The organism is Roseomonas mucosa ATCC BAA-692 (assembly GCF_000622225.1).
Classification (GTDB): domain Bacteria; phylum Pseudomonadota; class Alphaproteobacteria; order Acetobacterales; family Acetobacteraceae; genus Roseomonas; species Roseomonas mucosa.
The window spans coordinates 121031-145499 of sequence record NZ_JHWD01000002.1 but is presented as its reverse complement, the minus strand read 5'-3'; the positions used below and the strand labels follow the sequence as shown (position 1 = coordinate 145499).

The 24469-nt window shown below is 69.8% G+C and carries 21 protein-coding genes and 4 tRNA genes; 21 read left to right on the top strand and 4 right to left on the bottom strand.

Features of this window, described 5'->3' with window-relative positions:
- The first annotated feature begins 167 nt into the window (after nt 1–167).
- Nucleotides 168–1064 carry a DMT family transporter gene (locus tag BT98_RS0103235; protein ID WP_037249757.1) on the top strand — a complete coding sequence of 299 codons (897 nt, stop codon included), beginning with the start codon at nt 168–170 and terminating at the stop codon, nt 1062–1064.
- A 210-nt stretch (nt 1065–1274) separates the two neighbouring features.
- Complete coding sequence (locus BT98_RS0103230; RefSeq protein WP_026033002.1) at nt 1275–1958, top strand: CBS domain-containing protein; 684 nt, start codon at nt 1275–1277, stop codon at nt 1956–1958.
- 56 nt (nt 1959–2014) lie between these two features.
- Here BT98_RS0103230 and fdhD read toward each other — a convergent pair whose 3' ends face one another.
- Nucleotides 2015–2863 carry a formate dehydrogenase accessory sulfurtransferase FdhD gene (gene fdhD, locus BT98_RS0103225; RefSeq protein WP_019460015.1) on the bottom strand — a complete coding sequence of 283 codons (849 nt, stop codon included), beginning with the start codon at nt 2861–2863 and terminating at the stop codon, nt 2015–2017.
- Between the two features lie 255 nt (nt 2864–3118).
- On the opposite strand from fdhD, the gene modD reads away from it, so the two are divergent.
- Nucleotides 3119–3973 (top strand): ModD protein, encoded by an 855-nt coding sequence (modD, locus tag BT98_RS0103220; protein ID WP_019460016.1) that lies wholly within the window; start codon nt 3119–3121, stop codon nt 3971–3973.
- A 49-nt stretch (nt 3974–4022) separates the two neighbouring features.
- On the opposite strand, the gene BT98_RS23070 is transcribed toward modD, so the two are convergent.
- The 3 genes from BT98_RS23070 to BT98_RS0103205 form a co-directional block, all read right to left on the bottom strand.
- Nucleotides 4023–4400 (bottom strand): YbbN family protein, encoded by a 378-nt coding sequence (locus BT98_RS23070; RefSeq protein ID WP_019460017.1) that lies wholly within the window; start codon nt 4398–4400, stop codon nt 4023–4025.
- 183 nt (nt 4401–4583) lie between these two features.
- Nucleotides 4584–5210 (bottom strand): ParA family partition ATPase, encoded by a 627-nt coding sequence (parA, locus tag BT98_RS0103210; protein ID WP_019460018.1) that lies wholly within the window; start codon nt 5208–5210, stop codon nt 4584–4586.
- A 145-nt stretch (nt 5211–5355) separates the two neighbouring features.
- Nucleotides 5356–6273: a dienelactone hydrolase family protein gene (locus BT98_RS0103205; protein ID WP_019460019.1), complete on the bottom strand. Its 918-nt coding sequence runs from the start codon at nt 6271–6273 to the stop codon at nt 5356–5358.
- 235 nt (nt 6274–6508) lie between these two features.
- Here BT98_RS0103205 and BT98_RS0103200 point away from each other — a divergent pair, with 235 nt between their 5' ends.
- The 18 genes from BT98_RS0103200 to nuoG all read left to right on the top strand — a co-directional run bounded on the left by BT98_RS0103200 (nt 6509) and on the right by nuoG (nt 24465).
- Nucleotides 6509–7960 (top strand): bifunctional ADP-dependent NAD(P)H-hydrate dehydratase/NAD(P)H-hydrate epimerase, encoded by a 1452-nt coding sequence (locus BT98_RS0103200; protein WP_019460020.1) that lies wholly within the window; start codon nt 6509–6511, stop codon nt 7958–7960.
- A 182-nt stretch (nt 7961–8142) separates the two neighbouring features.
- Nucleotides 8143–9273: a class I SAM-dependent methyltransferase gene (locus tag BT98_RS0103195; protein ID WP_019460021.1), complete on the top strand. Its 1131-nt coding sequence runs from the start codon at nt 8143–8145 to the stop codon at nt 9271–9273.
- 139 nt (nt 9274–9412) lie between these two features.
- Nucleotides 9413–9497 (top strand) — tRNA-Leu (locus tag BT98_RS0103190).
- Nucleotides 9498–9555: 58 nt separating this feature from the next.
- On the top strand, nt 9556–10935 hold the full coding sequence (gene tig / locus BT98_RS0103185) for a trigger factor (RefSeq protein ID WP_019460022.1): 1380 nt from the start codon (nt 9556–9558) through the stop codon (nt 10933–10935).
- 347 nt (nt 10936–11282) lie between these two features.
- Complete coding sequence (gene clpP, locus BT98_RS0103180) at nt 11283–11939, top strand: ATP-dependent Clp endopeptidase proteolytic subunit ClpP (protein WP_019460023.1); 657 nt, start codon at nt 11283–11285, stop codon at nt 11937–11939.
- 168 nt (nt 11940–12107) lie between these two features.
- Nucleotides 12108–13364, top strand: coding sequence for an ATP-dependent Clp protease ATP-binding subunit ClpX (gene clpX / locus BT98_RS0103175; RefSeq protein WP_019460024.1), 1257 nt, complete (start codon nt 12108–12110; stop codon nt 13362–13364).
- A 184-nt stretch (nt 13365–13548) separates the two neighbouring features.
- Nucleotides 13549–15957 carry an endopeptidase La gene (gene lon / locus BT98_RS0103170; RefSeq protein ID WP_026033004.1) on the top strand — a complete coding sequence of 803 codons (2409 nt, stop codon included), beginning with the start codon at nt 13549–13551 and terminating at the stop codon, nt 15955–15957.
- 227 nt (nt 15958–16184) lie between these two features.
- On the top strand, nt 16185–16460 hold the full coding sequence (locus BT98_RS0103165; RefSeq protein WP_026033005.1) for an HU family DNA-binding protein: 276 nt from the start codon (nt 16185–16187) through the stop codon (nt 16458–16460).
- 98 nt (nt 16461–16558) lie between these two features.
- A tRNA-Val gene (locus BT98_RS0103160) sits at nt 16559–16630 on the top strand.
- A gap of 290 nt (nt 16631–16920) precedes the next feature.
- Nucleotides 16921–16997: transfer RNA gene (locus tag BT98_RS0103155), tRNA-Asp, on the top strand.
- A 69-nt stretch (nt 16998–17066) separates the two neighbouring features.
- Nucleotides 17067–17143: transfer RNA gene (locus BT98_RS0103150), tRNA-Asp, on the top strand.
- 245 nt (nt 17144–17388) lie between these two features.
- Nucleotides 17389–17757, top strand: a complete 369-nt coding sequence (locus BT98_RS0103145; protein WP_019460027.1) for an NADH-quinone oxidoreductase subunit A — start codon at nt 17389–17391, stop codon at nt 17755–17757.
- A gap of 116 nt (nt 17758–17873) precedes the next feature.
- The gene (locus tag BT98_RS0103140; RefSeq protein ID WP_026033006.1) at nt 17874–18425 is read left to right on the top strand and encodes a NuoB/complex I 20 kDa subunit family protein; all 552 of its coding nucleotides are present in this window, start codon (nt 17874–17876) and stop codon (nt 18423–18425) included.
- Entirely contained in the window at nt 18418–19125 is a 708-nt protein-coding gene (locus tag BT98_RS0103135; RefSeq protein ID WP_019460029.1) for an NADH-quinone oxidoreductase subunit C, read from the top strand. Before BT98_RS0103140 ends, BT98_RS0103135 begins: the two co-directional genes overlap by 8 nt.
- A 68-nt stretch (nt 19126–19193) precedes the next feature.
- Nucleotides 19194–20363, top strand: coding sequence for an NADH-quinone oxidoreductase subunit D (locus BT98_RS0103130; RefSeq protein WP_026033007.1), 1170 nt, complete (start codon nt 19194–19196; stop codon nt 20361–20363).
- On the top strand, nt 20360–21052 hold the full coding sequence (locus tag BT98_RS0103125) for a complex I 24 kDa subunit family protein (RefSeq protein WP_019460031.1): 693 nt from the start codon (nt 20360–20362) through the stop codon (nt 21050–21052). The genes BT98_RS0103130 and BT98_RS0103125 overlap by 4 nt, the downstream gene beginning before the upstream one ends.
- A 4-nt stretch (nt 21053–21056) precedes the next feature.
- On the top strand, nt 21057–22379 hold the full coding sequence (nuoF, locus tag BT98_RS0103120; protein ID WP_019460032.1) for an NADH-quinone oxidoreductase subunit NuoF: 1323 nt from the start codon (nt 21057–21059) through the stop codon (nt 22377–22379).
- A gap of 4 nt (nt 22380–22383) precedes the next feature.
- Nucleotides 22384–24465: an NADH-quinone oxidoreductase subunit NuoG gene (gene nuoG / locus BT98_RS0103115; RefSeq protein ID WP_019460033.1), complete on the top strand. Its 2082-nt coding sequence runs from the start codon at nt 22384–22386 to the stop codon at nt 24463–24465.
- The last annotated feature ends 4 nt before the right edge of the window (nt 24466–24469 follow it).

Genomic DNA, 24469 nt, shown 5'->3' with positions numbered 1-24469 from the left:
GTTCCACGGTTCCGCCCGGGCCGGCGGGGCGCCGCGCCGGGACGGCGACCGGACACGGAACACGGAACAGGCCGCCGGGCGGGCGCCGCCGGGCCGGGCGCCCTGGTCATCCCATGCGGTGGACCCTAGCCTCGGGGCGATACGCCGTCCACACGAGCACCTCCTCCATGCAAGACCCGGCCAGCGCCGTGCGCAGGCGCGCCATCCTCCTCGTCCTCGGGGAGGCCCTGGCCTTCTCGCTGGTCGCCGCGATGATCAAGCTGCTGGGCGGCGCGATCCCGCTGGCGGAGGTGATGCTCTTCCGCAACCTCTTCGCCCTGCCGGCCCTGATGCCGCAGGCCATGGCGCATGGCGGCTGGCGGGCGCTGCGGACCCGGGCGCCGCTCGGCCACCTGCAACGCAGCGGCTGGGGGCTGCTGGCCATGGGCGGTTCCTTCTACGGCTATGCCCATCTGCCGCTCGCCCTGGCCAGCGCGCTTACCTTCACCATGCCGCTCTTCCTTACGGTCCTGTCTGTGCCGCTGCTGGGCGACCGGGTGGGGCCGCGGCGGGTCTCGGCGGTGCTGGTGGGCTTCAGCGGGGTGCTGGTGATGCTCTCGCCTGGTCTGCTGCCCGGCACGGGGGCAGCCGTGCCCGATCCCGCCGCGGTCTGCGTGGTGCTGCTGTCCGCCATCGGCTGGGCACTGGCGATGATCTCGATCCGCCGCATGGGCACGGGCGGGGAGCCGGGCGTGACCATCGTGCTCTGGTACGCGCTCTCGGGCGTGGTCGCCTGCTCCATTGCCGCGCTGCCCGTCTGGGTCTGGCCCACGGCGGGGCAATGGGCGTTGCTGGCCGGGATCGGGATGGTCTCGGGCGTCGGCCAGCTCCTGCTGACGGCAGCCTATCGCAGCGGCGAGGCGGCGATGCTGGCACCGTTCGAGTATTCCGGCCTGATCTGGGCCACCCTGTTGGGCAGCCTGCTCTGGGGCGAGTTCCCGGGCCTCGCCGACCTGGCCGGCTTCCTGATCCTGGTCTCGGCGGGGCTGTTCATCTGGCGCACCGAGGTGACGCGGCGGGCCTGATGCCGGGGCGCGAAAGGTCCCGGCTTTCGCGGCCGGGTGCTGTGCGCGGGGCTGGCGGAGCGGCTGCGCGCCGGGGAGGCAAGGCGCCATCGGCGGTCTTTTCCCTTGATCCAGATCATGGCGGCGTTTTCATCTGTCGTGGGATGAAGCCCTCGTGCCGGACGGCTCCGCCGCGCTGGCTTCGTCAGGGACAGAACCAAGGAGGACGCTGTGAAAGTTCGCGAGATCATGACCAGCCAGGTGATGACGGTCGGCCCGGATACGCCGGTGCCCGCCCTGGCCAGCCTTTTCGCCTCGCGCGGGATTTCCGGCGTGCCGGTGGTGGACGCGACGGGCCAGCTCGTCGGCCTCGTGACCGAGGGCGACCTGCTGCGCCAGATCACGGGCGAGGAGGAGGCGCAGTCCTGGTTCCGCCGCCTGATCGAATCCGCGCCGAGCCAGGCTCTCCAGTACGTGCAGTCGCATGGGCGCGTGGCGCGCGACCTGATGACGACCAGCCTGGAAACGGTGGGCGAGGATGACAGCATCCAGAAGGCCGCGGGGATCATGGCGAAGCGCAACATCCGCCGCCTGCCGGTGGTGCGCGACGGCAAGCTGGTCGGCATCCTGTCCCGCGCCGACCTGATGAAGGCCATCGTCGCCCCTCCGGCGCAGGCGCCCGGCGAGACCAGCGATGCCGAGATCGAGCGGAAGCTGGTGGCCGAGATGCGCCGGCACAGCTGGGCCGATGCCTATTACATCTTCCCGCATGTGGAGAAGGGCACGGTGCAGTTCCACGGCTTCTGCAACTCCGACGATGTGGAGCGTGGGCTGCGGGTGCTGGCGGAGGGCATCCCGGGTGTGAAGGGCGTGACCTTCGACCTGTCCCCCGTGCCGCCGCCGATGCTGGCCTGACGGGCCCGGGGGCCGTTCGGTCCGGGGAAGGCGCCGCCTTCCCCCTCGCTTGTGTGTCAGGAAGGGCATTCCGGCCCGACGACGCGCCCGGCGCCATGGAAGACCGTCACGGAATCCCGCCGCGCCACGGCCAGCAGCGTCATGTCGAGCGCCCGGGCGCGCTCCAGCGCCAGGGAGGTCGGCGCCGAGACCGCCACGAGGCTGCGCGCCCCGAAGGCCGCCGCCTTCTCCACCATCTCGAAGGAGCAGCGGCTGGTGATCAGCAGGAAGCCTTCCGCCGCCGATCCCCCCCGGCGCAGGGCGGCGCCGATCAGCTTGTCCAGCGCGTTGTGCCGGCCGACATCCTCGCGCAGCAGGCGCAGCCCGCCATCCGGCCCCGCCCAGGCGGCGGCATGGACGGCGCGGGTCTCCTGGTTCAGCACCTGCGCCGCCTCCATCGCGTCCAGCGCGGCGCGGATCGCCCCGGTCTCGAGCACCGGCGCGGGGGTGGCGGGCGCGGGCGCGGCGGGCAGGGCCTCCAGCTCTTCGATCCCGCAGAGGCCGCAGCCGGTCCGGCCGGGCAGGCTGCGCTCCCGCGCCCGGCGCTGCGCCAGGTGACGGCGCAGAGCGCCGGCCTCCAGCGTGATGTCGAGGGCGAGGCCCCGGTCCTCCCCGCGCAGCGCCACCCCGCGGATCTCGTCAGGGGAGGCGACGATCCCCTCGGTCAGGCTGAAGCCGTAGGCGAAATCCTCCAGATCCGCCGGCGTGGCCATCATCACCGCGAAGGGGACGGAGGAATAGGCCAGGGCCACGGGCGTTTCCGCCGCCACCATCAGCGCCTGCGGGCGGGCTGGGCCGGAGGCGAAGGGCAGGCGGCTGGCCTCGGCGGCGACGGCGGTGGGAAGCGGTTCGGGCGAAGTCGTCATCGGCGGGTCCTGGGGCCGGTCCGGCCCGCAGCATCAATGGCGCCGGGCCGGACGGGAGACAACCGGCCGCATCCGGCCGTGGGGATGCCGATCCCGTGACCGGCCACGCGGCGGAGGATTCCCGTGTTGACCCCGGAATGGGACGGTTCGTCCGCCGGACGTTATGAGCCTGGTGCAGGCCACGGCATGGACCTGCGGGGGGGCTGCGCGGCGGGGCCTGGTCTATGATCCGCGCCAGAAAAAGGGGGTCACTCCATGAGCTTCACCATTCCGACGGCCCGCCTCGAGTTCCTGTTGCAGGAGGACTCTCCCTACGGTGACCTGACCACCCAGGGCCTGGGTATCGGCGAGTTGCATGGCCGCCTGTCGATGACGGCCGGGGCGCTGATGACCGTGTGCTGCGCCGAGGAGGCGGAGACGCTGTTCCGCCTCGCCGGCTGCGATGAGGTGCAGAGCTTCTGCCGCTCCGGCGCGCAGGTCGAGGAAGGCAGCCCGATCCTCCAGGCGCGCGGCCCGGCCAGCGCGCTGCACCGCGCCACCAAGACGGCGCAGACGCTGGTGGAGCTGACCTCCGGCATCGCCACCGCCGCCGCCCGGCTGCGGGCGGCCGCACGGCAGATACGCCCGGAGATCGCCGTGGCCTGCACGCGCAAGCACCTGCCCGGGGCAAAGGACCTGATGCTGCGCGCCATCACGGCGGGCGGCTGCGTGCCGCACCGGCTCGGCCTGTCCGACAGCGTGCTGGTCTTCGCGCAGCACCGGGGCTTCCTCGGGCGGCAGCCGCCGCATCTCTGGCTGGCGCAGCTCCGCGCCGCGCAGCCGGAGCGCAAGATCGCCGTCGAGGCCGGCAATGTGGACGAGGCGGTGCAGTTCGCCCATTCCGGGGCGGACATCGTGCAGTGCGACAAGTTCTCGCCGGAACAGGTGGGCGAGGTGGTGCGCGCGCTGAACGGCCACCAGCAGCGGCCGGTGCTGATCGCCACCGGCGGCATCGGCGACCGCAACATCGCCGACTATGCCCGGACCGGGGTGGATGTGATCGTGACCTCCGCCCCCTACACGGCGCCGCCGCTCGACGTGCGGGTGTCGATCGAGCGCAACGGACGCTGAGCGCCGGCAGGGGCCGCGGCCGCCATGCCGCCAACCCCGGCGGGCGGCCTCAATGGAGCCGCTGGAGCTGCTCACCGACCAGCCGGGTGAAGGTGGGGACGCCCGGCCAGCCGGTGATCCTGCCCCGGGGGCGCCGCCCGGCGAAGATCAGGAAGGCCGGGATGCCGAGCAGCCCGAAGCGTGTCGCCAGGCGGAGATCGTCGCGCAGGTCGCTTTCGAGCCAGCGGACGCCGGGCCAGCGGAAGCTTTCCGGCTTGCTGCGCAGGGCTGTGCGGACAGCGTCGCAATCGGCGCAGCGGCTGCCCCAGAGATAGAGGATGCTCACCTCGCCCGGTGCGCTTTCGGCGAGGACGGAATCCAGTTCGGGATCGGTGACGGGGCGCATGGGCAGGCGCCCGAAGGCGCTGAAAGCGATGATGCTGGCCAAGGGCTCTTCCTCCTGAACGCGGGGGGTGGCCATGTCCTGGCTCTGCTGCGTCCCCGCCGGCCGCCGCAGCTTAAACGCCGCAGGGGCCGGCGCGTGACAAAAGGAAGACAGCCGGGATCACAGGATGGCGGGCCGTCGGCCCCGGGGACAGCCGCCCCGGGACGGCCGCGCCGGGTTGCCGCGTCAGGGTGCCGCCTCGCGCCGCAGGGCCGCGGCCAGGGCGCGGGCCTCCTGGGCGGCCAGGCCGCGCGGCGCGTCCTCCACCGCGCCGAGGCCGCGTCCGAAGGCGGCGGCGAAGGCGGTGCGGTTGCCGAGCGTGGCGGACAGGACCGGCAGGTCGCGCTTGCGCAGATGGGCCCGCACCTCGTCGCGCAGCCGCCCCTGGGAGGGGACGCGGTTCAGCAGCAGGGCGACGGGGCGCTTCTCGTCGGCGGCGACCGAGAGGGTGGCGTCGATGGCCCAGACATCGGGCATCGAGGGCTGCAGGGGGATGAGCACGAGATCGGCCGCGCGGATGGCGCGGCGGGCATCGGCATCGGCATGGGGCGGCGTGTCGAGGATCAGGAAGCCGGGAGCCTTGCGGCGCTTCTCCACCATCTGCGACACGCGCCAGCCCGCCGGGGCGTCGAAATCCAGCGCCGGGGCATCCTCCGGCCGTTCCTGGTGCCAGCGGCTGAGCGTGCCCTGCGGGTCGGTGTCGAGCAGGGCGACGGGAATGCCCTCGGCCAGCAGGGCGGTCGCCAGGTTCGCCGCCACCGTGGACTTGCCCGCGCCGCCCTTCTGGCTCGCCACCGCCACCACGAATGCCATTGCCGTCCTCTTTCCTGGGGCTGCCGGGTGCCCCCGGAGCCAGGGGCTGCGGGGGCCGGCGCGAATCCGTCTGCGGTGACAGACTGGGGCTTTTCATCCGGTTTGGCGAACGACCCCGCGAGGGGCGGCGCCCACCGGGCCGGTGTCAGGCGACGCCGTGGTCGCGGAACCAGGCGAGCATGCGGCGCCAGCCATCCTCGGCGGCTTCGCGGCGGTAGCTGGGGCGGTAGTCGGCGTGGAAGCCGTGCGGCGCGTCCGGGAGGACCACGATCTCCACCTGCCGGCCGGCGGCGCGGGCCTTTTCCGCCGCCGCCTGCACCTGGGCCACCGGGATGCCCTGGTCGGCGCCGCCATAGAGGCCGAGCAACGGGCATTTCAGCTCGGCGGCCACATCGGTGGGGGTGCGCGGCTGGATGTCGCTGGTGCCGCCGCCGACCGGCCCGTACCAGGCCACGGCGGCCTTCAGGGCGGGGTTCCGGGCGGCGTAGAGCCATGTGTTGCGGCCGCCGCGGCAGAAGCCGGTGACGCCGAGCCGTGTGGTGTCGCCGCGCCCCTCGGCCCTGGCCCAGGCCACGGTGGCATCGAGGTCCGACAGCATGGTGTCGTCGGGCGCCTTGCTGATCACGTCGCGCACGATCTGCTGCACGTCGGTCATCTTCGAGAGATCGGCGAGGCGGGCATAGAGTTCCGGCGCCACGGCGAGGTAGCCGGCCTTGGCGAGGCGGCGACAGATGTCCTTGATGTAGTCGTGGACCCCGAAGATCTCCTCGATCACCAGCACGGTGGGGAAGGGGCCTTCGCCGGCCGGACGGGCGGCATAGGCGGGGATCTGGGCGCCGCCGGTGGGGATCTGCACCTCGCTGGCCCAGAGGCCGACATTGTCCGTCTGGATCACCTGGGCCGCCGCGCCATGGGCGGTGGCCAGGGTCAGGCCGGTCATCAGCGAGGTCATGACGATGGTGCGCCGGTGCAGGCCGCGGCCGTCCGGGGCATCCCCCTGGTTGGCGGTGGACCGTGGGCTGGCAGGTTGGATCAGGCCGTCGAGGCCGTGCAAATCCGTCATCGTCATATCCTTCCGTCCGGCTGGCACCGGAAAGGGTGGGGACCCCGGCGCATCCGGGGGCGGGGCGCGGCGTTGGCAGGGTGACATGGGGGTGGGGGCGCGGGAAGCTCCCGTCCCCGGTGCTCACGGGCTTCCTATCGTCCGCCGCACCGTTCGACCGGCCGCCCGTCCGCTGTCCCCCCCTGGTCCCCCTGATCCCTCCTGAGGGGCGGCCGGCCTTCGCGAGGAACCTGGCTTGATCCGCAAGACGCACCCCATCCCACCGGAACTGCTGACCCCCGCCGAGATGGCCCGCGCCGATGCGCTGGCCGCCGTCGCCGGGCACCCGACGGCGGCGTTGATGGCGGCCGCCGGGCGGGCGGTGGCGCGGGCGGTGCGCCGGCGCTGGCGACCCCGGCGGGTCGTGGTGCTGTGCGGCCCCGGCGACAACGGGGGCGACGGCTGGGTGGCGGCGCGGCTGCTGGCGCAGGAGGGCTGGCCCGTCGCGGTGGCGGCCCTGGCGGAGCCGCGTCCGGGCGGGGCGGCGGCGGAGGCCGCGGCGCGCTGGCGGGGACCGAGGCTGGGCTGGGACCCGGTGGCGGTGTCGCGGGCGGAGGTGGTGGTGGATGCGGTCTTCGGCGCCGGCCTGTCGCGGCCGGTGGAAGGGACGGTCGCGGATGTGCTGCGTGCCATAGCGGCGCCGGTCCTCGCCGTGGATGTGCCGAGCGGGGTGGATGGCGGCACGGGACAGGTGCGGGGCCAGGCGGCCCGAGCCGTGGCGACCGTGACCTTCGCGCGGCTGAAGCCGGGCCATCTGCTGCTGCCCGGGCGCGAGTTCTGCGGCGAGGTGGAGCTGGCGGAGATCGGCCTGCCGGATTCCGTCATCGCCGAGGTGGCGCCGCGTGCCTTCCGCAACGGGCCCTGGCTGTGGCGCCTGCCGCACCCGTCGGCGGCGATGCACAAGCACGAGCGTGGCCATGTGGTGGTGGCCGCCGGGGCGACCATGCCCGGGGCGGCGCGGCTGGCGGCGGCGGCGGCGCGCCGGGCGGGGGCGGGGATGCTGACGGTTGCCGCGACCTCGCCGGGGGCCGCCTTCATCCTGCGCGGCGTCGCCATGCCCGGCGACATCATCGCCGACCCGCCGCCGGATGCGCTGATTGGCGGCAAGGGGCGGGTCTGGGTCCTGGGGCCAGGCCTGCCGCCGGACGAGCGGGCGGGCGCGTTGCTGGACAAGGTGCTCGCGGCGGGGCAGCCGGTGGTGGCGGATGCCGGGGCGCTGACCCTCTGCGCCGGGAATCCGGAGCGCCTGCGCGGCGCCACCATCGTCACGCCCCATGCCGGGGAGTTCGCGCGGGTCTTCGGCGCGGTGGGGGAGGACCGGCTGGCCTCGGCGCGCGCGGCGGCGGCGCGGACCGGGGCGGTGGTGGTGCTGAAGGGCAGCGACACGGTGGTCGCCGCGCCGGACGGGCGGGTGGCGATCAACGACAACGCCCCGCCGGGCCTGGCCACCGCCGGGACGGGAGATGTGCTCTCCGGGATCTGCGGTGCCTTCCTGGCGCAGGGGATGCCGCCCTTCGAGGCCGCGGCGGCGGCGGTCTGGGTGCATGGCGCCGCTGCCTCGCCGGGGCGGGGGCTGATCGCCGAGGATGTCGTGGCGGGGATTCCCGCCGCGCTGGCCCGGACGGAGGAAGCGCGCCCCGGCGGGTGACGGTGTCCCGCAATCAACGGATGGGGTGGGGGCCGGTTGGCGCCTCCTGGCCGGGCAGACCCATCGGCCTCTCGGGGAGGATGACTTTCGCGAGCGTCAAGGGGAGGATTTTCCCGCGAAAGTGGTCGTCCGTGCGCCGCACCCGTGTTAGCCATGCCGGGGTCAAGGATGGGAGGCGGATCATGCTTGCCGATCGCCAGCCCCGTGAAGACGGGAAACGCGCGGAAGGGCGCGACGCGGCCCCGGCGGAAGGCGACACCCTGGTGGCGCCGGCCCCACGGCGGGCGCGGGCGGACGTGACGGCCGAGGATGTGCGGGCAGCCTATCGCCTCATCCTGGGGCGGGAGCCGCATCCGGACGAGAGCGCCGCGATGCCGTCCCGCGCGGCAATGACGCCGGACCTTGCCACGCTGCGGCGGGAATTCCTGGGTTCGGACGAGTTCCGGGCGAAGCTCGACGGGCTCGGGCTGGCGGTCACCCCGCCGCCGCCCTTCGCGCCGCTGGACGCGCCCTTGCAGGAGATCGAGGCCGAGGCGCCGCCGGAGGCGCTGGCGCGGCTGCTGGAACGGCTGGCCGCCTGCTGGACGGCGCTGGGCGAGGAGGCGCCGCACTGGTCGGTGCTGCCCCTGCCGCAGCACCGGCCGGAGAATCTGGAGGCGCACCGGGAGGGTTTCTACCAGACCGGGCTCTTCGACCTCGGGCTGATCCTGTCGATCTTTCGCCGTGCCGGCCTCGCCACCGCGGACCTGCCGGTGATGCTGGAATATGGCTGCGGGGTGGGGCGGGTGACGGGCCAGGTGGCGCCCTGGTTCCGCGAGGTCATCGCCTGCGACATCTCCCAGCCGCACCTGGACGTGGCGGCGGCGCGGATGGAGGAGGCGGGGATCGGCAACGTCCGATTCCACCCGGTCACCGCGGGGAACCTCGTCCCGTCCAAGGCCTATGACCTGTTCTACAGCCGGCTGACCCTGTGGCACGACCCGCCGCCGATGGTCGCGGCGGTGCTGGACGAGGCCTTCGCCTCGCTGCGCAACGGGGGGATGGCGATCTTCTCGGTGCCCGGCTGGGCCGAGGGCTATCGCTTCTCCACCGAGGAATACCTGGCGCGGGAGCCGGTGACGGAGCGGGAGTTCCATGTCTTCCCGCAGCGGGCGGTCTTCGCCCTGGCGAACCGGCATGGCTGCGTGCCGGTGGAGCTGCGCGAGGATACGGGCCTGCTGGACCTGCCGACCGGGCGCTGGACCTCCTTCCTCTATGCCTTCCGCAAGATCGGGCAGAAGCCGCGCCCGCAGCCGCGCATCCGGCGGGGGTGACGCGGCCGGGGGCCGCCAAGGGCGCCATCCGGTGCGGGGAAGGGCGGATTCGAGGCGGAAGCGGCGCGAAAGCCCGGCTGCCGGCTTGGAAATGCCCGCCCTATGGGTTACACGCCGGCGCTTCGACGGCACGGCGCAGGCGGGCGTGGTGGAATTGGTAGACACGCTGGATTTAGGTTCCAGTGGCGCAAGTCGTGGGGGTTCAAGTCCCTCCGCCCGCACCAGCCACCGCCCCGCCGCGGGCAGTGCCGCACTGAGATTTTGGAACTGGGACCGAACGACATGCAGGTGACCGAGGTCGCGACGGAGGGGCTGAAGCGCTCCTTTGACGTGGTGGTGCAGGCGGCCGAGGTGGACGCGGCGCGGAACAAGCGCCTGGCGGCCGTGGCCAGGGATCTCCGGCTGCCGGGCTTCCGCCCGGGCAAGGTGCCGATGTCGGTGGTCAAGAACCGCTACGGCACGGCCATCAACGGGGAGGTGCTGGAGGAGGCGGTGCAGACCGCGACCCGTGACCTGCTCTCCGAGCGCGGGCTGAAGCCGGCGCAGCAGCCCAAGGTGGAGCTGAAGAGCGAGGATATCGGCGAGGGCAAGGACGTCGCCTTCCATATCGAGATGGAGGTCCTGCCGGAGATCCCGATGCCGGAATTCGCCTCGATCGAGGTGGAGCGGCTGAAGGCCGAGCCTTCCGAGGAGGAGGTGACCAAGGCCCTGGAAGGTCTGGCTGCCCGCGCCGCCTCGCTGGAGGACGTGACCGAGGGCCGCCCGGCCGAGGCCGGCGACACGGTGATCGTGGACTTCGTAGGCCGTGCCCGCCCGAAGGACAATCCCGAGGGCGAGCTGGAGGAGTTCCAGGGCGGCAGCGGCAGCGACATGCCGGTGGAACTGGGCGGCGAGGGGTTCATCCCGGGCTTCGCGGACGGGCTGGTCGGCATCAAGGTCGGCGAGACCCGGCATGTCGACGTGACCTTCCCCGAGGAATACCACGCCCCTGACCTCGCCGGCCGCCCCGCGGTCTTCGAGATGACGGCCAAGGCGCTGAAGAAGGCGGTGAAGCCGGCGCTGGACGACGAGTTCGCCAGTAAGGTCGGCGTGCCGGGCGGCATCGAGGATCTCCGGAACCAGATGAAGGAGATCATCCAGAGCCAGTACGACCAGGCCTCCCGCCTGAAGGTCAAGCGCCAGCTCCTGGACGCCCTGGCCGAGCGTGCCGACTTCCCGGTGCCGCAGGGCCTGGTGGATGCCGAGTTCGAGGGCATCTGGCAGCGCGTCGAGGCCGACCTGAAGGCAGGGCGCCTGGACGAGGAGGACAAGGGCAAGGACGAGGAGACCTTGCGGGCCGAGTACCGCAAGATCGCCGAGCGCCGCATCCGCCTGGGCCTGCTGGTCAGCGAGATCGGCCGCACCAACGGCGTGCAGGTCGGGCAGGAGGAGATCCTGCGGGCCATGCGCGCCGAGGCCGGCCGCTATCCCGGCCAGGAGAAGCAGGTGATGGAGTACTTCCAGCGCAACCCGCAGGCCCTGGACAGCATCCGCGCCCCGCTCTTCGAGGAGAAGGTGGTGGACTTCATGCTGGAACTGGCCAAGGTCAACGAGCGTAGCGTGACGCCCGAGGAACTGCAGGCCCCCGAGGACGGGAAGGCCAAGGACACCGCCGCGGCCTGATCCGGCATCATTGACCTTGTGGCGCGGCCGCCGGCCACGCCACGCCTGCCGCCGGGTCCGTCCCGGCGGCTTCCCACCCGCCAGGACGGCGCCGGGGCGACGACGCGCCCCGGTCATCGATCTGTCTCCCGCCCCCTTCCATCGGTGGGCGGGGCGGGCCATCTTGGTTTCGCCGAGGCGCGCGACGTGCCGGGGCGGGCCGGTTCGCCGCATGTTTCGTCAATCCTTGCCGGGTCCATTCCCGGGGGAGGGCCGGAACTGGGGACCGGACGGGCCAGGGAGGTAGTTGCCTCCGCGCCCTTCCGCCACCAGCATCGGTTCTGGGCCCGGTGGCGAAAGGAAGTGACATGCGTGACCGCGATCCGGTTGAAATCTATAACAATACGCTCGTTCCCATGGTCATCGAGCAGACCGCTCGCGGGGAGCGTTCCTTTGACATCTATTCGCGCCTGCTGAAGGAGCGGATCATCTTCATGACGGGGCAGGTCTATGACGGCATGGCCTCACTGATCTGCGCCCAGCTCCTGTTCCTGGAGAGCGAGAACCCGAACAAGGAGATCTCGTTCTACATCAACTCCCCGGGCGGCGTGGTGTCGGCGGGCCTCGCGATCTACGACACGATGCAGTATGTCCGCGCCCCGGTGAGCACGGTCTGCATGGGCATGGCCGCCTCCATGGGCTCCCTGCTGCTGACCGCCGGCGAGAAGGGCAAGCGCTTCTCCCTGCCGAACGGGCGGATCATGGTGCACCAGCCCTCTGGTGGCGCCCAGGGCCAGGCGACCGACATCGAGATCCAGGCACGCGAGATCCTGAGCCTGCGCAAGCGGCTCAATGAGATCTATGTGAAGCATACGGGCCAGCCGGTCGAGGCGATCGAGGCGAAGCTGGAGCGCGACACCTACATGTCGGCCGAGGAGGCCCGGGATTTCGGGCTGATCGACCAGGTGGTGGAGCAGCGCCCCGTCAGCGCGACGCCCGACGGTGCCGCGCCCAAGCCCGTCTGAGCCGCGCAAGAGATGCCCGGCGGGCAACCCGGAGATGTGTTCTTTGGGGGCTCGCCGGCGCCCGAGGCTTCCCCCATTTGTCATACGGTGTCTAGACTACCCTTTGCCCTTCGGGCGAACCCCCGGTGCCTCGCGCCCCGGGGACCGTAACCGGGGTCAGGAGCGAGCATGAGCAAGTCCGGCGACTCGAAGAATACACTGTACTGCTCCTTCTGCGGCAAGTCGCAGCATGAGGTGCGCAAGCTCATCGCCGGTCCGACCGTGTTCATCTGCGATGAATGCGTCGAGCTGTGCATGGATATCATTCGCGAGGAGCATAAGACGCACCTCGTGAAGTCTCGCGACGGGGTGCCGACCCCGAAGGAGATCTGCAAGGTTCTCGACGATTACGTGATCGGCCAGGAGCACGCCAAGAAGGTGCTCTCGGTGGCGGTCCATAATCATTACAAGCGGCTGGCCGCGGGCGGGAAGTCCGGCGACGTCGAGATCGCCAAGAGCAACATCATGCTGATCGGGCCGACCGGCTCGGGCAAGACGCTGCTCGCCCAGACGCTGGCCCGCATCCTCGACGTGCCCTTCACCATGGCCGATGCCACGACCCTGACCGAGGCGGGCTATGTCGGCGAGGATGTCGAGAACATCATCCTGAAGCTGCTGCAGTCGGCCGACTACAATGTCGAGCGGGCGCAGCGCGGCATCGTCTATATCGACGAGGTCGACAAGATCAGCCGCAAGTCGGACAACCCTTCGATCACGCGCGACGTGAGCGGTGAGGGCGTCCAGCAGGCGCTGCTGAAGATCATGGAGGGCACGGTCGCCTCCGTCCCGCCCCAGGGCGGCCGGAAGCACCCGCAGCAGGAATTCCTGCAGGTCGATACTTCCAACATCCTCTTCATCGTGGGCGGCGCCTTCGCCGGCCTCGACCGGATCATCGCCGCCAAGGGCAAGGGGTCGGGCATAGGCTTCGGCGCCGAGGTCCGGGGCCCGGACGAGCGCCGCCAGGGCGCCATCCTGCGCGAGGTGGAACCCGAGGATCTGCTGAAGTTCGGCCTGATCCCCGAGTTCATCGGCCGCCTGCCGGTGGTCGCGACGCTGGAGGATCTGGACGAGAAGGCCCTCATCGAGATCCTGACCAAGCCCAAGAATGCCCTGCTGAAGCAGTACCAGCGCCTGTTCGAGATGGAGGCCACCAAGCTGACCTTCACCGAGGACGCGCTGCGTTCGGTGGCGACGAGGGCGATCCAGCGCAAGACGGGTGCCCGCGGGCTGCGTTCGATCATGGAGAGCATCCTGCTCGGCACCATGTTCGAGCTGCCCGGCCTGGATCAGGTCGAGGAGGTCGTGGTGAACAAGGAGGTGGCCGAGGGACGGGCCACGCCATTGTTCATCTATGGCGAGCGTCCGGCGGAACAGACCTCCGCCTGACGCCGATGGGAGCCGCGCCCGCCCGCACTGCCGAGAGGGTTCTGACCTACACGGTTGTATGCAAGGGCGCGGCGCACCATCTGTCATCCCATCCCCGTGGCGCCGGGGCCGTGCCGTTCGATGGAAGTCCGAGGTCGGGTCTTCCTGTGGGCGGCCCCGGGCCGACTGTCCATAGTGAGGTCCCATGACGGAAACTGTCAGCGGCGAATTGCTTCCCGTCCTGCCGCTTCGGGACATCGTCGTCTTCCCGCATATGATCGTGCCGCTCTTCGTGGGGCGCGAGAAATCCGTGCGTGCCCTGGAAGCGGTGATGCGGGAGGACAAGCAGATCCTCCTCCTGGCGCAGCGCAACGCGTCCCAGGACGACCCCCAGGCTTCCGATCTCTATGAGATTGGCACCGTTTCCACGATCCTCCAGCTGCTGAAGCTGCCGGACGGCACCGTGAAGGTGCTGGTCGAGGGTGGCCGGCGTGCCCAGGTGGTCGGCTGGAAGGAGACGGATTCCTATTTCGAGGCCTTTTCGGCCCCGGTGGAGGAGGCCAAGCCGGCCGAGCCGCGCGAGGTCGAGGCGCTGGCCCGCTCCGTGGTCACGCAGTTCGAGCAGTACATCAAGCTCAACAAGAAGATCGCGCCCGAGGTGCTGGTCTCGATCAACCAGATCGAGGACACGGCCAAGCTCGCCGATACGGTGGCGAGCCACCTGAACCTCAAGATCTCCGAGAAGCAGGAGCTGCTGGAGACGGTGGGCGTGGGCGCCCGGCTGGAGCGGGTCTTCGCCCATATGGAGAGCGAGATCGGCGTCCTTCAGGTGGAGAAGCGCATCCGGAACCGCGTCAAGCGGCAGATGGAGAAGACGCAGCGCGAGTACTACCTGAACGAGCAGCTCAAGGCGATCCAGAAGGAGCTGGGCGAGGGCGAGGAAGGCAAGGACGAGACCGCCGAGCTGGAGGCCAAGATCAAGGCCACCAAGTTCACCCCCGAGGCGCGCGAGAAGGCGATGGGTGAGCTGAAGAAGCTCAAGACCATGTCGCCGATGAGCGCCGAGGCGACGGTGGTGCGCAACTACCTCGACTGGATGCTCTCGATCCCCTGGAAGAAGAAGAGCAAGGTCCGCAACGACCTGAAGGCCGCGGAGGAGGTGCTGGACGCCGACCACTACGGTCTGGAGAAGGTCAAGGAGCGGATCCTCGAATACCTGGCGGTGCAGTCGCGCTCGCAGAAGATCAAGGGACCGATCCTGTGCCTCGTCGGTCCTCCGGGCGTGGGCAAGACTTCGCTGGGCAAGAGCATCGCCAAGGCGACGAACCGCAACTTCGTCCGGATGTCGCTGGGCGGCGTGCGGGACGAGGCGGAGGTGCGCGGCCACCGGCGGACCTATATCGGCTCCATGCCGGGCAAGGTCATCCAGGGCATGAAGAAGGCCAAGACCTCCAACCCGCTCTTCCTGCTGGACGAGATCGATAAGCTCGGCGCCGACTGGCGCGGCGATCCGTCCTCGGCCCTGCTGGAGGTGCTGGACCCGGAGCAGAACAGCAGCTTCGCGGACCACTACCTGGAGGTGGACTACGACCTGTCGGACGTGATGTTCATCACGACCGCCAACTCGCTGCGCATGCCCCAGCCGCTGCTTGACCGCATGGAGATCATCCGCATCCCCGGCTACACGGAGGATGAGAAGATCCAGATTGCCAAGCGCCACCTGATCGCCAAGGTCACCGAGGCGAACGGGCTGAAGGCGGGCGAGTGGACGATCACCGACGAGGCCCTGCTGGACCTGGCGCGGTACTATACCCGGGAGGCTGGCGTGCGGTCCTACGAGCGCGAGCTCGGTGGCGTGGCGCGCAAGGCGGTGCGGGAGATCGTGTCCGGTAAGGCCAAGAAGGTCGCGGTCACCCGCAAGAACCTCGAGAAGTACGCGGGCATCAAGAAGTACCGCTACGGCGAGGCGGAGCTGGAGGACCAGGTGGGTGCCGTCACCGGCCTCGCCTGGACCGAGGTGGGCGGGGAGATCCTGACCATCGAGGCGGTGCTGCTGCCGGGCAAGGGCGCGGTGAAGCACACGGGCAAGCTGGGCGACGTGATGCAGGAGAGCGTCTCCGCGGCGCTGTCCTATGTCCGCAGCCGCTCCATCGCCTTCGGCATCAAGCCGAACTTCCTGGAGAAGCGGGACATCCACGTCCACGTACCGGAAGGGGCAACGCCGAAGGACGGGCCGAGCGCCGGCATCGCCATGGCCACCGCCATGGTGTCGATCATGACGGGCATCCCCGTCCGCAAGGACGTGGCGATGACCGGCGAGATCACGCTGCGCGGCCGGGTGCTGCCGATCGGCGGGCTGAAGGAGAAGCTCCTCGCGGCGATGCGGGCCGGTGTCACCACCGTCTTCATCCCGCAGGAGAACGAGAAGGACCTCGCCGAGATCCCCGATTCGGTGAAGAAGTTCCTGAAGATCATCCCCGTCTCCCATGTGGACGAGGTGATCGCCCAGGCTCTGGTCCGGAAGCCCGAGGCCATCGAGTGGGACGAGGCAGCCGAGGCACCGCCGGCCAAGCCGGCTGCCGCCACGCCGGCCGCGCCCAGCCTGCCGCACTGATCCATGCGAGGCCGCGTGAGCCTCGCGGCTTTTGCACTCCAGGGTTGCGGGATGGCCATCGTGGCCGTCCTGCCGCTTCTCCCGGGGAAGTGCGCGAACCGCGGCTCCTGCGCAGTTTCGGGCCGTTGACGGCCCGAAACCGCGCTGCCTAGTGTCCCGGCCAGGAGGGGGAAGTTCCGCTCGGGGCTTCCCCCGTTTTGTTGGTGATCACCGGAGGGATATCGCAGGTGAACAAGCAGGATCTCGTGGCCGTGGTGGCCGAGACGGGCGAACTGACCCGGGCCAAGGCCACCGAGGTGGTGGACGCGATGTTCAAGGCGATCGAAGCGTCCCTCAAGGAGAACCAGGAGGTTCGACTGGTCGGGTTCGGGACCTTCTCCATCTCCACCCGCAAGGCTGGCACCGGGCGGAACCCGCGCACCGGCGAGGAGATCAAGATCGAGGCCTCCACCTCCGTGCGCTTCAAGCCCGGCAAGGGGCTCAAGGATGCCCTGAACTCCTGATTGCGAAAACTGGCGGGAGCGGTGACATGGGTCCTGCTTCCGCCCTATCTTCCGCCGGCCCGACCCATGCTGCCATGGGCACTGTGGCCGGGTTTCGTGGGCGCTTAGCTCAGCGGTAGAGCGCCTCGTTTACACCGAGGATGCCGGGGGTTCGAATCCCTCAGCGCCCATTCCGCCGCCCGTCCGCGGGCCATCATAGCCTTCCCCGTCTTGTCCGGGCTTTTTCCCTGGGCCGCCCCGCACCGGCCGCTCGCCAGGAACGGCGGGCCACGATTCGAGCCCGTCCGGCGGAAAGTCCGGGGCAGGGTAGCGGCTGCCGGAAGGGGCGGGAGAGGGTGGCAAGGATGCTTCGGTGGCCTGCTTGACACCTTCCTCGTCACCCCATAAACCCCGCCCCACGAGCCGCACCGGAGGGTGCGGCGCTCTTCCCGCCCCAGGGCGGCAGGGGCATGCATCGTGTGCGGGTGTAGCTCAGTTGGTTAGAGCGCCGGCCTGTCACGCCGGAGGTCGCGGGTTCGAGCCCCGTCACTCGCGCCACCCGATGCATCGTCGTTCCTGGGCTTGGCAAGTCCGGCGGATTGTTGCCGGCCTTTGCCCATGCATTGCGCGGGTGTAGCTCAGTTGGTTAGAGCGCCGGCCTGTCACGCCGGAGGTCGCGGGTTCGAGCCCCGTCACTCGCGCCATTCGTCACATTCCCCCGTCTTCGATATGCGGTTCCGGCGCTCTTTTTCTGGCAAGAACGCCTCATGTATCCGGACTGAATTCGTCCGGATTTATTATCGACCAGCCGTGTCGTCCTGACCCCTTGTCTTTGGGTCACATGGCGGTATTGCTGCCCGCGCGCTATGGCAGTGGGCTGCGGGTCGCAGTATGTTCGCGCTGCATCGCACACGCCCTCGTGGCGCTGTTTGCATTGGATAACGAAACGATGACGCAGCCGCTCCTCGCCGAGTACTTCCCGATCCTCGTCTTCCTGGCCATCGCGGTGGTGATCTCCATCGCCATGGTGGGCGGCTCGTTCCTGGCCGGGCACCAGAAGCCGGATCCGGAGAAGCTCTCGACCTATGAGTGCGGCTTCGAACCCTTCGAGGACACGCGGCACCGTTTCGACGTGCGTTTCTACCTCGTGGCCATCCTCTTCATCATTTTCGACCTCGAAGTGGCCTTCCTGTTCCCCTGGGCGATCTCGCTGGGCACCCTCGGCTGGGTGGGCTTCCTCTCCATGATGGGCTTCCTGACCGTGCTGACGGTGGGCTTCGTCTACGAGTGGCGGAAGGGCGCGCTGGACTGGGAGTGAGGGCGGCCGGCGAGGCAGGGCAGGAGCCGCCTTGCCGGTGCGGGGCCCCGCGGTGGGGCCCCTGGAAGGAATGTGTTGCGTGACCGTGCTGAGTGACCGGCGGGTGGGAGAGTTGAATGTCTGATCAAGCCGTTGCCTGGAACAAGGACGCGCTTCCGCCCGGCCCGGGACAGGATGCGGTGATCCATGGCGTGACCGGGGAGATCCAGGAGAAGGGCTTCGTGATCGCCAACCTGGACAAGGTGGTGAACTGGGCCCGCACCGGCAGCCTCTGGCCGATGACCTTCGGCCTCGCCTGCTGCGCTGTGCCGATGATCCATGCCTACATGGCGCGCTACGACCTCGACCGCTTCGGCACCATCCCGCGCGGCTCGCCGCGCCAGTCCGACGTGATGATCGTGGCCGGCACGCTGACCAACAAGATGGCCCCGGCCCTGCGCAAGGTCTACGACCAGATGTCGGAGCCGCGCTGGGTGATCTCCATGGGGTCCTGTGCCAATGGTGGCGGGTACTACCATTATTCCTACAGCGTGGTACGCGGCTGCGACCGCATCGTGCCGGTCGATATCTACGTGCCCGGCTGCCCGCCGACGGCCGAGGCGCTGGTCTATGGCGTGTTGCAGCTCCAGAAGAAGATCCGGCGGACGGGGACCATCCTTCGTGGCTGATACCGACTCCACTCCCACCACGCCGCTGTCGCCGCTGGCGGCGCTCGGCCAGGCGATCACCGCGGCGGCGCCCCAGGGTGCCGTGCTTGACGCGCGGGTGACGCGACGGGCCGAGACCGCACCGGGCGAGCTGGTGGTGCGGCTGCGCCGCGAGGCGGTGCTGCCGGTGATGCTGATGCTGCGCGACGATCCGCGCTTCTCCTTCGAGCAGTGCATGGACATCTGCGGCGTGGACTGGCCCGACCGGGCCGAGCGCTTCGAGGTGGTCTGGAACCTGCTGAGCCTGCGGCACAACCAGCGCGTCCGCGTGATCACCGGCACGGACGAAAACACGCCGGTGGCGAGCGTGTCGGCGATCTGGCCGACGGCGACCTGGTTCGAGCGGGAGGCCTGGGACATGTACGGCATCCTCTTTGCCGGACAGACGGACCTGCGTCGCCTACTCACGGATTACGGTTTCGAAGGGCACCCGCTGCGCAAGGACTTCCCACTGACCGGCCATGTCGAGGTCCGTTACGACTCCGAGCGGCGCGAGGTGGTCTACGAGCCGGTGAAGCTGACCCAGGAATTCCGCCGGTTCGACTTCCTTTCTCCCTGGGAGGGCATGACCACGCTGCCCGGTGACGAGAAGGTGCATCTGAACCGCCTGCCGCCGCCCGAGGAAGGGCCGTCTGGCGAGCAGAAGGAGGCGCAGAAGTGAGTCACCTCCTCACCGGAGATGTCGGCCCCGTCGAGGGCGATGCCGACCAGGGCAATGGCCGCACCACCATCGAGGTGGACAGCCACACCATCAATTTCGGCCCGCAGCATCCCGCCGCTCACGGCGTGCTGCGCCTCATCCTGGAGATGAAGGGCGAGCAGGTCGAGCGGGCCGACCCGCATATCGGCCTGCTGCACCGCGGCACCGAGAAGCTGATCGAGTACAAGACCTACGTCCAGGCAAACCCGTACTTCGACCGGCTCGATTATGTGAGCCCGATGTGCATGGAGCACGCCTTCGCGCTGGCGACGGAGCGGCTGCTGGGCATCGAGGCACCGGAGCGGGCGCAGTACATCCGCGTGCTGTTCAGCGAGGTCACGCGGCTGCTGAACCACCTGCTGAACGTCACCACCTTCGCGCTGGACCTCGGCGCCACGACACCGCCGCTCTGGGGCTTCGAGCAGCGCGACCGCGGGCTGGAGTTCTACGAGGCGGTGAGCGGCAGCCACTATCACGCGAACTACTTCCGCGCGGGCGGCGTGGCGAAGGACCTGCCGGCCGGGCTGGAGGAGCGGATCGCCGCCTGGGCCGACGGGCTGCCGAAGTTCATCGATGAACTGGACACGCTGGTGACGGGCAACCGCATCATCAAGCAGCGCACCGTCGACATCGGCATCGTTTCGCCGGAGGATGCGATGGCCTGGGGCTTTACCGGGCCCTGCCTGCGCGCCTCGGGCTGCGCCTGGGACCTGCGCAAGCAGCAGCCCTACGACGTCTATGACCGGATGGACTTCGACATCCCGGTCGGGCGCAACGGCGACTGCTACGACCGCTACCTCGTCCGCATCGCCGAGATGCGGGAGAGCGTGAAGATCATCAAGCAGTGCCTGGCGCAGATGAAGCCGGGGCCGATCAAGGTGCAGGACAACAAGATCGCGCCGCCGAAGCGGTCGGAGATGAAGCGCTCGATGGAGGCGCTGATCCACCACTTCAAGCTCTACACCGAGGGCTATCACGTGCCGGAGGGCGCGACCTACACCGCCGTCGAGGCGCCGAAGGGCGAGTTCGCGGTCTATCTGGTCGCCGACGGCACCAACAAGCCGTACCGCTGCAAGATCCGCTCGCCGGGCTATGCCCACCTGCAGGCGACGGAGCTCATGTCCAAGGGACACATGCTGGCCGACGCCGTGGCGATCATCGGCAGCATCGATGTCGTGTTCGGAGAGATCGACCGGTGAGCGACCACGCGCACGAGGGTCCGACCCATGCTGACGGCAAGGCCGAGGCGCATCACGAGCCTGCCTCCTTCGCCTTCGATGCGGAGAGCGAGGCGCAGATCGAGAAGATCCTGAAGCGCTATCCGGCGGGGAAGGAAGCCAGCGCCATCATCCCGCTGCTCTATGTCGTGCAGCGGCAGATGGGGCGGCAGACCGGCAGTGCCTGGGTGCCGCGCGTGGCGATGGACCAGACAGCCCGGCGGCTCGGCATGGCCCCGATCCGCGTCTATGAGGTCGCCAACTTCTATACCATGTTCAACACCAAGCCGATCGGGCGCTACCACCTGCAGGTTTGCGGCACGACGCCCTGCTGGCTGCGCGGTTCCGATGATGTGCTGCGCGCCTGCAAGGATGCGGGGCACCTGAAGGGCTATGGCGACACCAGCACCGACGGGCTCTTCACCCTGACCGAGGTGGAATGCCTGGGCGGCTGCGTCAACGCGCCGGTGCTGCAGGTGGACGACGACTACTACGAGGACCTGGACTACGAGAGCACCGTGAAGCTCATCGAGTCCCTGAAGCGCGGCGAGCGGCCGCCGGCGGGCAGCGTCATCGGGCGCGTGTGCAGCGCGCCGGTGGGCGGGGCGGAGACCCTGCTCGACATCCCGATGGTGGATGCCGATGGCCGTGACTTTCCGGTGAAGGAGTGAGACCATGGCGCTGAGCGACAAGGACCGCATCTTCACCAACCTCTATGGGCTGCATTCCTGGCAGCTCAAGGAAGCGCAGCGCCGCGGCAACTGGGACGGCACGGCAGGCATCATCGCCAAGGGGCGGGATTGGATCATCGAGGAGATGAAGCAGTCCGGCCTGCGCGGCCGTGGCGGCGCGGGCTTCCCGACCGGCATGAAGTGGAGCTTCATGCCCAAGTCCTCGCCGGATGGGCGTCCCTCCTATCTCATGGTGAACTGCGACGAGTCCGAGCCGGGCACCTGCAAGGACCGCGACATCGTCCGAAACGACCCGCAGACGCTGATCGAGGGCAGCCTGCTCGCGGGCTTCGCGATGGGTGCGCATGCGGCCTATATCTACATCCGCGGCGAGTACTACAACGAGGCCGTCATCCTGCAGGCGGCGATCGACGAGGCCTACGAGGCCGGGCTGCTCGGGCCGAACGCGGCCGGGTCGGGCTGGGACTTCGACCTCTACCTCCATCGCGGCGCCGGTGCGTATATCTGCGGCGAAGAGACGGCGCTCATCGAATCCCTCGAGGGCAAGAAGGGGATGCCGCGGCTGAAGCCGCCCTTCCCGGCGGCGGTCGGCCTCTACGGCTGCCCCACCACGGTGAACAACGTCGAGACCATCGCGGTGGTTCCGACCATCCTGCGCCGTGGCGCCACTTGGTTTGCCGGCTTCGGCCGGCCGAAGAACTCGGGCACCAAGGTCTTCTGCATCCAGGGACACGTGAACAAGCCCTGCAACGTGGAAGCCGAGATGAGCATCCCGCTGCGGGAGCTGATCGAACGCTATGCCGGCGGCGTGCGTGGCGGCTGGGACAACCTGCTCTGCGTGATCCCCGGCGGTTCCTCCACGCCGCTGCTGCCCAAGCATATCTGCGATGACGTGCTGATGGATTTCGACGCGCTGCGCGAGCACAAGTCGGGCCTCGGCACGGCGGGCGTGATCGTAATGGACAAGTCCACCGATATCATCAAGGCGATCGCCCGCCTGTCGCAGTTCTACAAGCATGAGAGCTGCGGCCAGTGCACCCCCTGCCGAGAGGGCATGGGCTGGGTGAACCGGGTGATGTGGCGGATGGTCCAGGGCCGCGCGGAGATCGACGAGATCGACGTGCTGGAGCAGGTAACGAAGCAGATCGAGGGGCACACGATCTGTGCGTTCGCCGATGGCGGCGTCTGGCCGGTGCAAGGCCTGATCCGGCACTATCGCCCACTGATGGAAGCGCGCATCGCCGAGTACAAGCAGCGCCATGCGGCGCCTTCCATGCCTCCCTCCATTCCCCTGGCGGCGGAGTGATCCGATGAGCGAGATCAAGACCGTCAAGGTCACGGTGGACGGCCAGCAGGTGGAGGTGCCGGCGGGCGCCACCGCGCTGCAGGCCTGTGAGGCCGCTGGCAAGGAGATCCCGCGCTTCTGCTACCACGAGCGCCTCTCCATCGCCGGCAATTGCCGCATGTGCCTGGTGGAGGTGGAGAAGTCGCCGAAGCCGCAGGCCTCCTGCGCCTTCCCGGTGATGGACGGGATGGTGATCAAGACCGACAGCCCGGTGGTGCGCCAGGCCCGCCGGAGCGTCATGGAATTCCTGCTGATCAACCATCCGCTGGACTGCCCGATCTGCGACCAGGGCGGCGAGTGCGACCTGCAGGACCAGGCCGTGGCCTATGGCATGGACCACAGCCGCTACCGCGAGGCGAAGCGAGCGGTGAAGGACAAGTATGTCGGGCCGCTGATCAAGACGATCATGAACCGCTGCATCCTGTGTAGCCGTTGCGTCCGCTTCTCGGCGGAAGTGGCGGGGGTGCAGGAGATGGGTGCCACCGGCCGCGGCGAGAGCATGCAGATCGGCACATATGTCGAGAAGGCGCTGACCACCGAGCTGGCCGGCAACCTGATCGACATCTGCCCGGTCGGTGCGCTGACCAGCCGGCCCTATGCCTTCACGGCGCGGCCCTGGGAGCTGACCAAGACCGACAGCGTGGACGTGATGGACGCGCTGGGCGCCGCCATCCGCGTCGATGCGCGCGGGCCTGACATCCTGCGCATCCTGCCGCGCATCAACGACGACGTGAACGAGGAATGGCTGGGCGACCGGTCGCGCTTCTCGCACGACGCCCTGAAGCGGAAGCGGCTGGACCGTCCGTGGGTGAAGCGCGACGGGCGCCTGCAGCCGGCGAGCTGGCACGAGGCCTTCGAGGTCATCGCCGACCGGCTGAAGGGCGTCCCGGGCGACCGGGTCGGCGCCGTGGCGGGCGACATGGCGGATGCCGAGAGCCTGCTGGCGCTGCGTGACCTGATGGAGCGGCTGGGCTCGCGGAATCTCGATTGCCGCCAGGACGGCGCGGCAATCGACGCCTCGCGCCGGGCCTTCTACCTGTTCAACTCGACCATCGCCGGGATCGACGAGGCCGATGCCATCCTGATCGTGGGCAGCAACCCGCGGCTGGAGGCGCCGGTGCTCAACGCCCGCATCCTGAAGCGCTGGAACCAGACGGCCCTGCCGGTGGCCTATGTCGGGCCGGAGGTGCTGGACCTGACCTATCCGGCCGAGCATCTGGGCGACGGGCCGAACCTTCTCTCCGGCATCGAGGTGGGCGAGGGGGCCTTCGCCCAGGCGCTGCGCGGGGCGAAGAAGCCGATGGTCATCCTGGGCCGGGGCGCGCTGGCGCGGCCGGATGGCGCGGCGGTGCTGGCCGCGGCCTGGGCGCTGGCGGGCCGCGTCGGCGCGCTGCGCGAGGACTGGAACGGCTTCAACCTGCTGCACCAGTTCGGCGGCCAAGTGGGCGCTCTCGACCTCGGCTTCCTGCCGGGCGAGGGCGGCAAGGACCTGGGCGCCATGCTCGGCGGCGGGGTGGACGTCCTCTGGCTGCTGGGCGCCGACAGCTTCGACCCGGCGCTGATCGGCGACGGTACCTTCGTGGTCTATCAGGGCCATCACGGCGACCGGGCGGCGGCACGGGCCGACGTGATCCTGCCGGGCGTGACCTATCTGGAAAAGAACGGCACCTACGTGAACACGGAGGGCCGGGTGCAGCGCGCCCGCCGCGCGGTCTTCGCCCCGGGCGAGGCGCGCGAGGACTGGCGCATCATCCGCGCGGCCAGCGAGATCATCGGCAGGCCGCTGCCCTATGACGACGAGGACGCGATCCGCGCCGCCCTGGTGCGGGCGAACCCGGTCTTCGGGCGGCTGGACGCGGTGGACGCACCGTCCTGCCGCGAGGGCAGCGGGCCGCGGGCCGGCGGGCAGCCGCTGGGCGGGGCGGGCTTCACGCTGCCGATCACGGACTACTACCGCGTCGATCCGATCAGCCGGGCGAGCGAGGTGATGGCCGAGTGCAGCCGGGTCCGGGCCTCCGCGGCCGAACCTCGCCTGGCGGCGGAGTGAACGC

Excerpts from the sequence above, each read along its gene's own strand:
- BT98_RS0103235 (WP_037249757.1), top strand. The coding sequence starts at position 168 with ATGCAAGACCCGGCCAGCGCCGTGCGCAGGCGCGCCATCCTCCTCGTC.
- fdhD (WP_019460015.1), bottom strand. The coding sequence starts at position 2,863 with ATGACGACTTCGCCCGAACCGCTTCCCACCGCCGTCGCCGCCGAGGCC.
- modD (WP_019460016.1), top strand. The coding sequence starts at position 3,119 with ATGAGCTTCACCATTCCGACGGCCCGCCTCGAGTTCCTGTTGCAGGAG.
- parA (WP_019460018.1), bottom strand. The coding sequence starts at position 5,210 with ATGGCATTCGTGGTGGCGGTGGCGAGCCAGAAGGGCGGCGCGGGCAAG.
- BT98_RS0103205 (WP_019460019.1), bottom strand. The coding sequence starts at position 6,273 with ATGACGGATTTGCACGGCCTCGACGGCCTGATCCAACCTGCCAGCCCA.
- BT98_RS0103195 (WP_019460021.1), top strand. The coding sequence starts at position 8,143 with ATGCTTGCCGATCGCCAGCCCCGTGAAGACGGGAAACGCGCGGAAGGG.
- tig (WP_019460022.1), top strand. The coding sequence starts at position 9,556 with ATGCAGGTGACCGAGGTCGCGACGGAGGGGCTGAAGCGCTCCTTTGAC.
- clpP (WP_019460023.1), top strand. The coding sequence starts at position 11,283 with ATGCGTGACCGCGATCCGGTTGAAATCTATAACAATACGCTCGTTCCC.
- clpX (WP_019460024.1), top strand. The coding sequence starts at position 12,108 with ATGAGCAAGTCCGGCGACTCGAAGAATACACTGTACTGCTCCTTCTGC.
- lon (WP_026033004.1), top strand. The coding sequence starts at position 13,549 with ATGACGGAAACTGTCAGCGGCGAATTGCTTCCCGTCCTGCCGCTTCGG.
- BT98_RS0103145 (WP_019460027.1), top strand. The coding sequence starts at position 17,389 with ATGACGCAGCCGCTCCTCGCCGAGTACTTCCCGATCCTCGTCTTCCTG.
- BT98_RS0103140 (WP_026033006.1), top strand. The coding sequence starts at position 17,874 with ATGTCTGATCAAGCCGTTGCCTGGAACAAGGACGCGCTTCCGCCCGGC.
- nuoF (WP_019460032.1), top strand. The coding sequence starts at position 21,057 with ATGGCGCTGAGCGACAAGGACCGCATCTTCACCAACCTCTATGGGCTG.
- nuoG (WP_019460033.1), top strand. The coding sequence starts at position 22,384 with ATGAGCGAGATCAAGACCGTCAAGGTCACGGTGGACGGCCAGCAGGTG.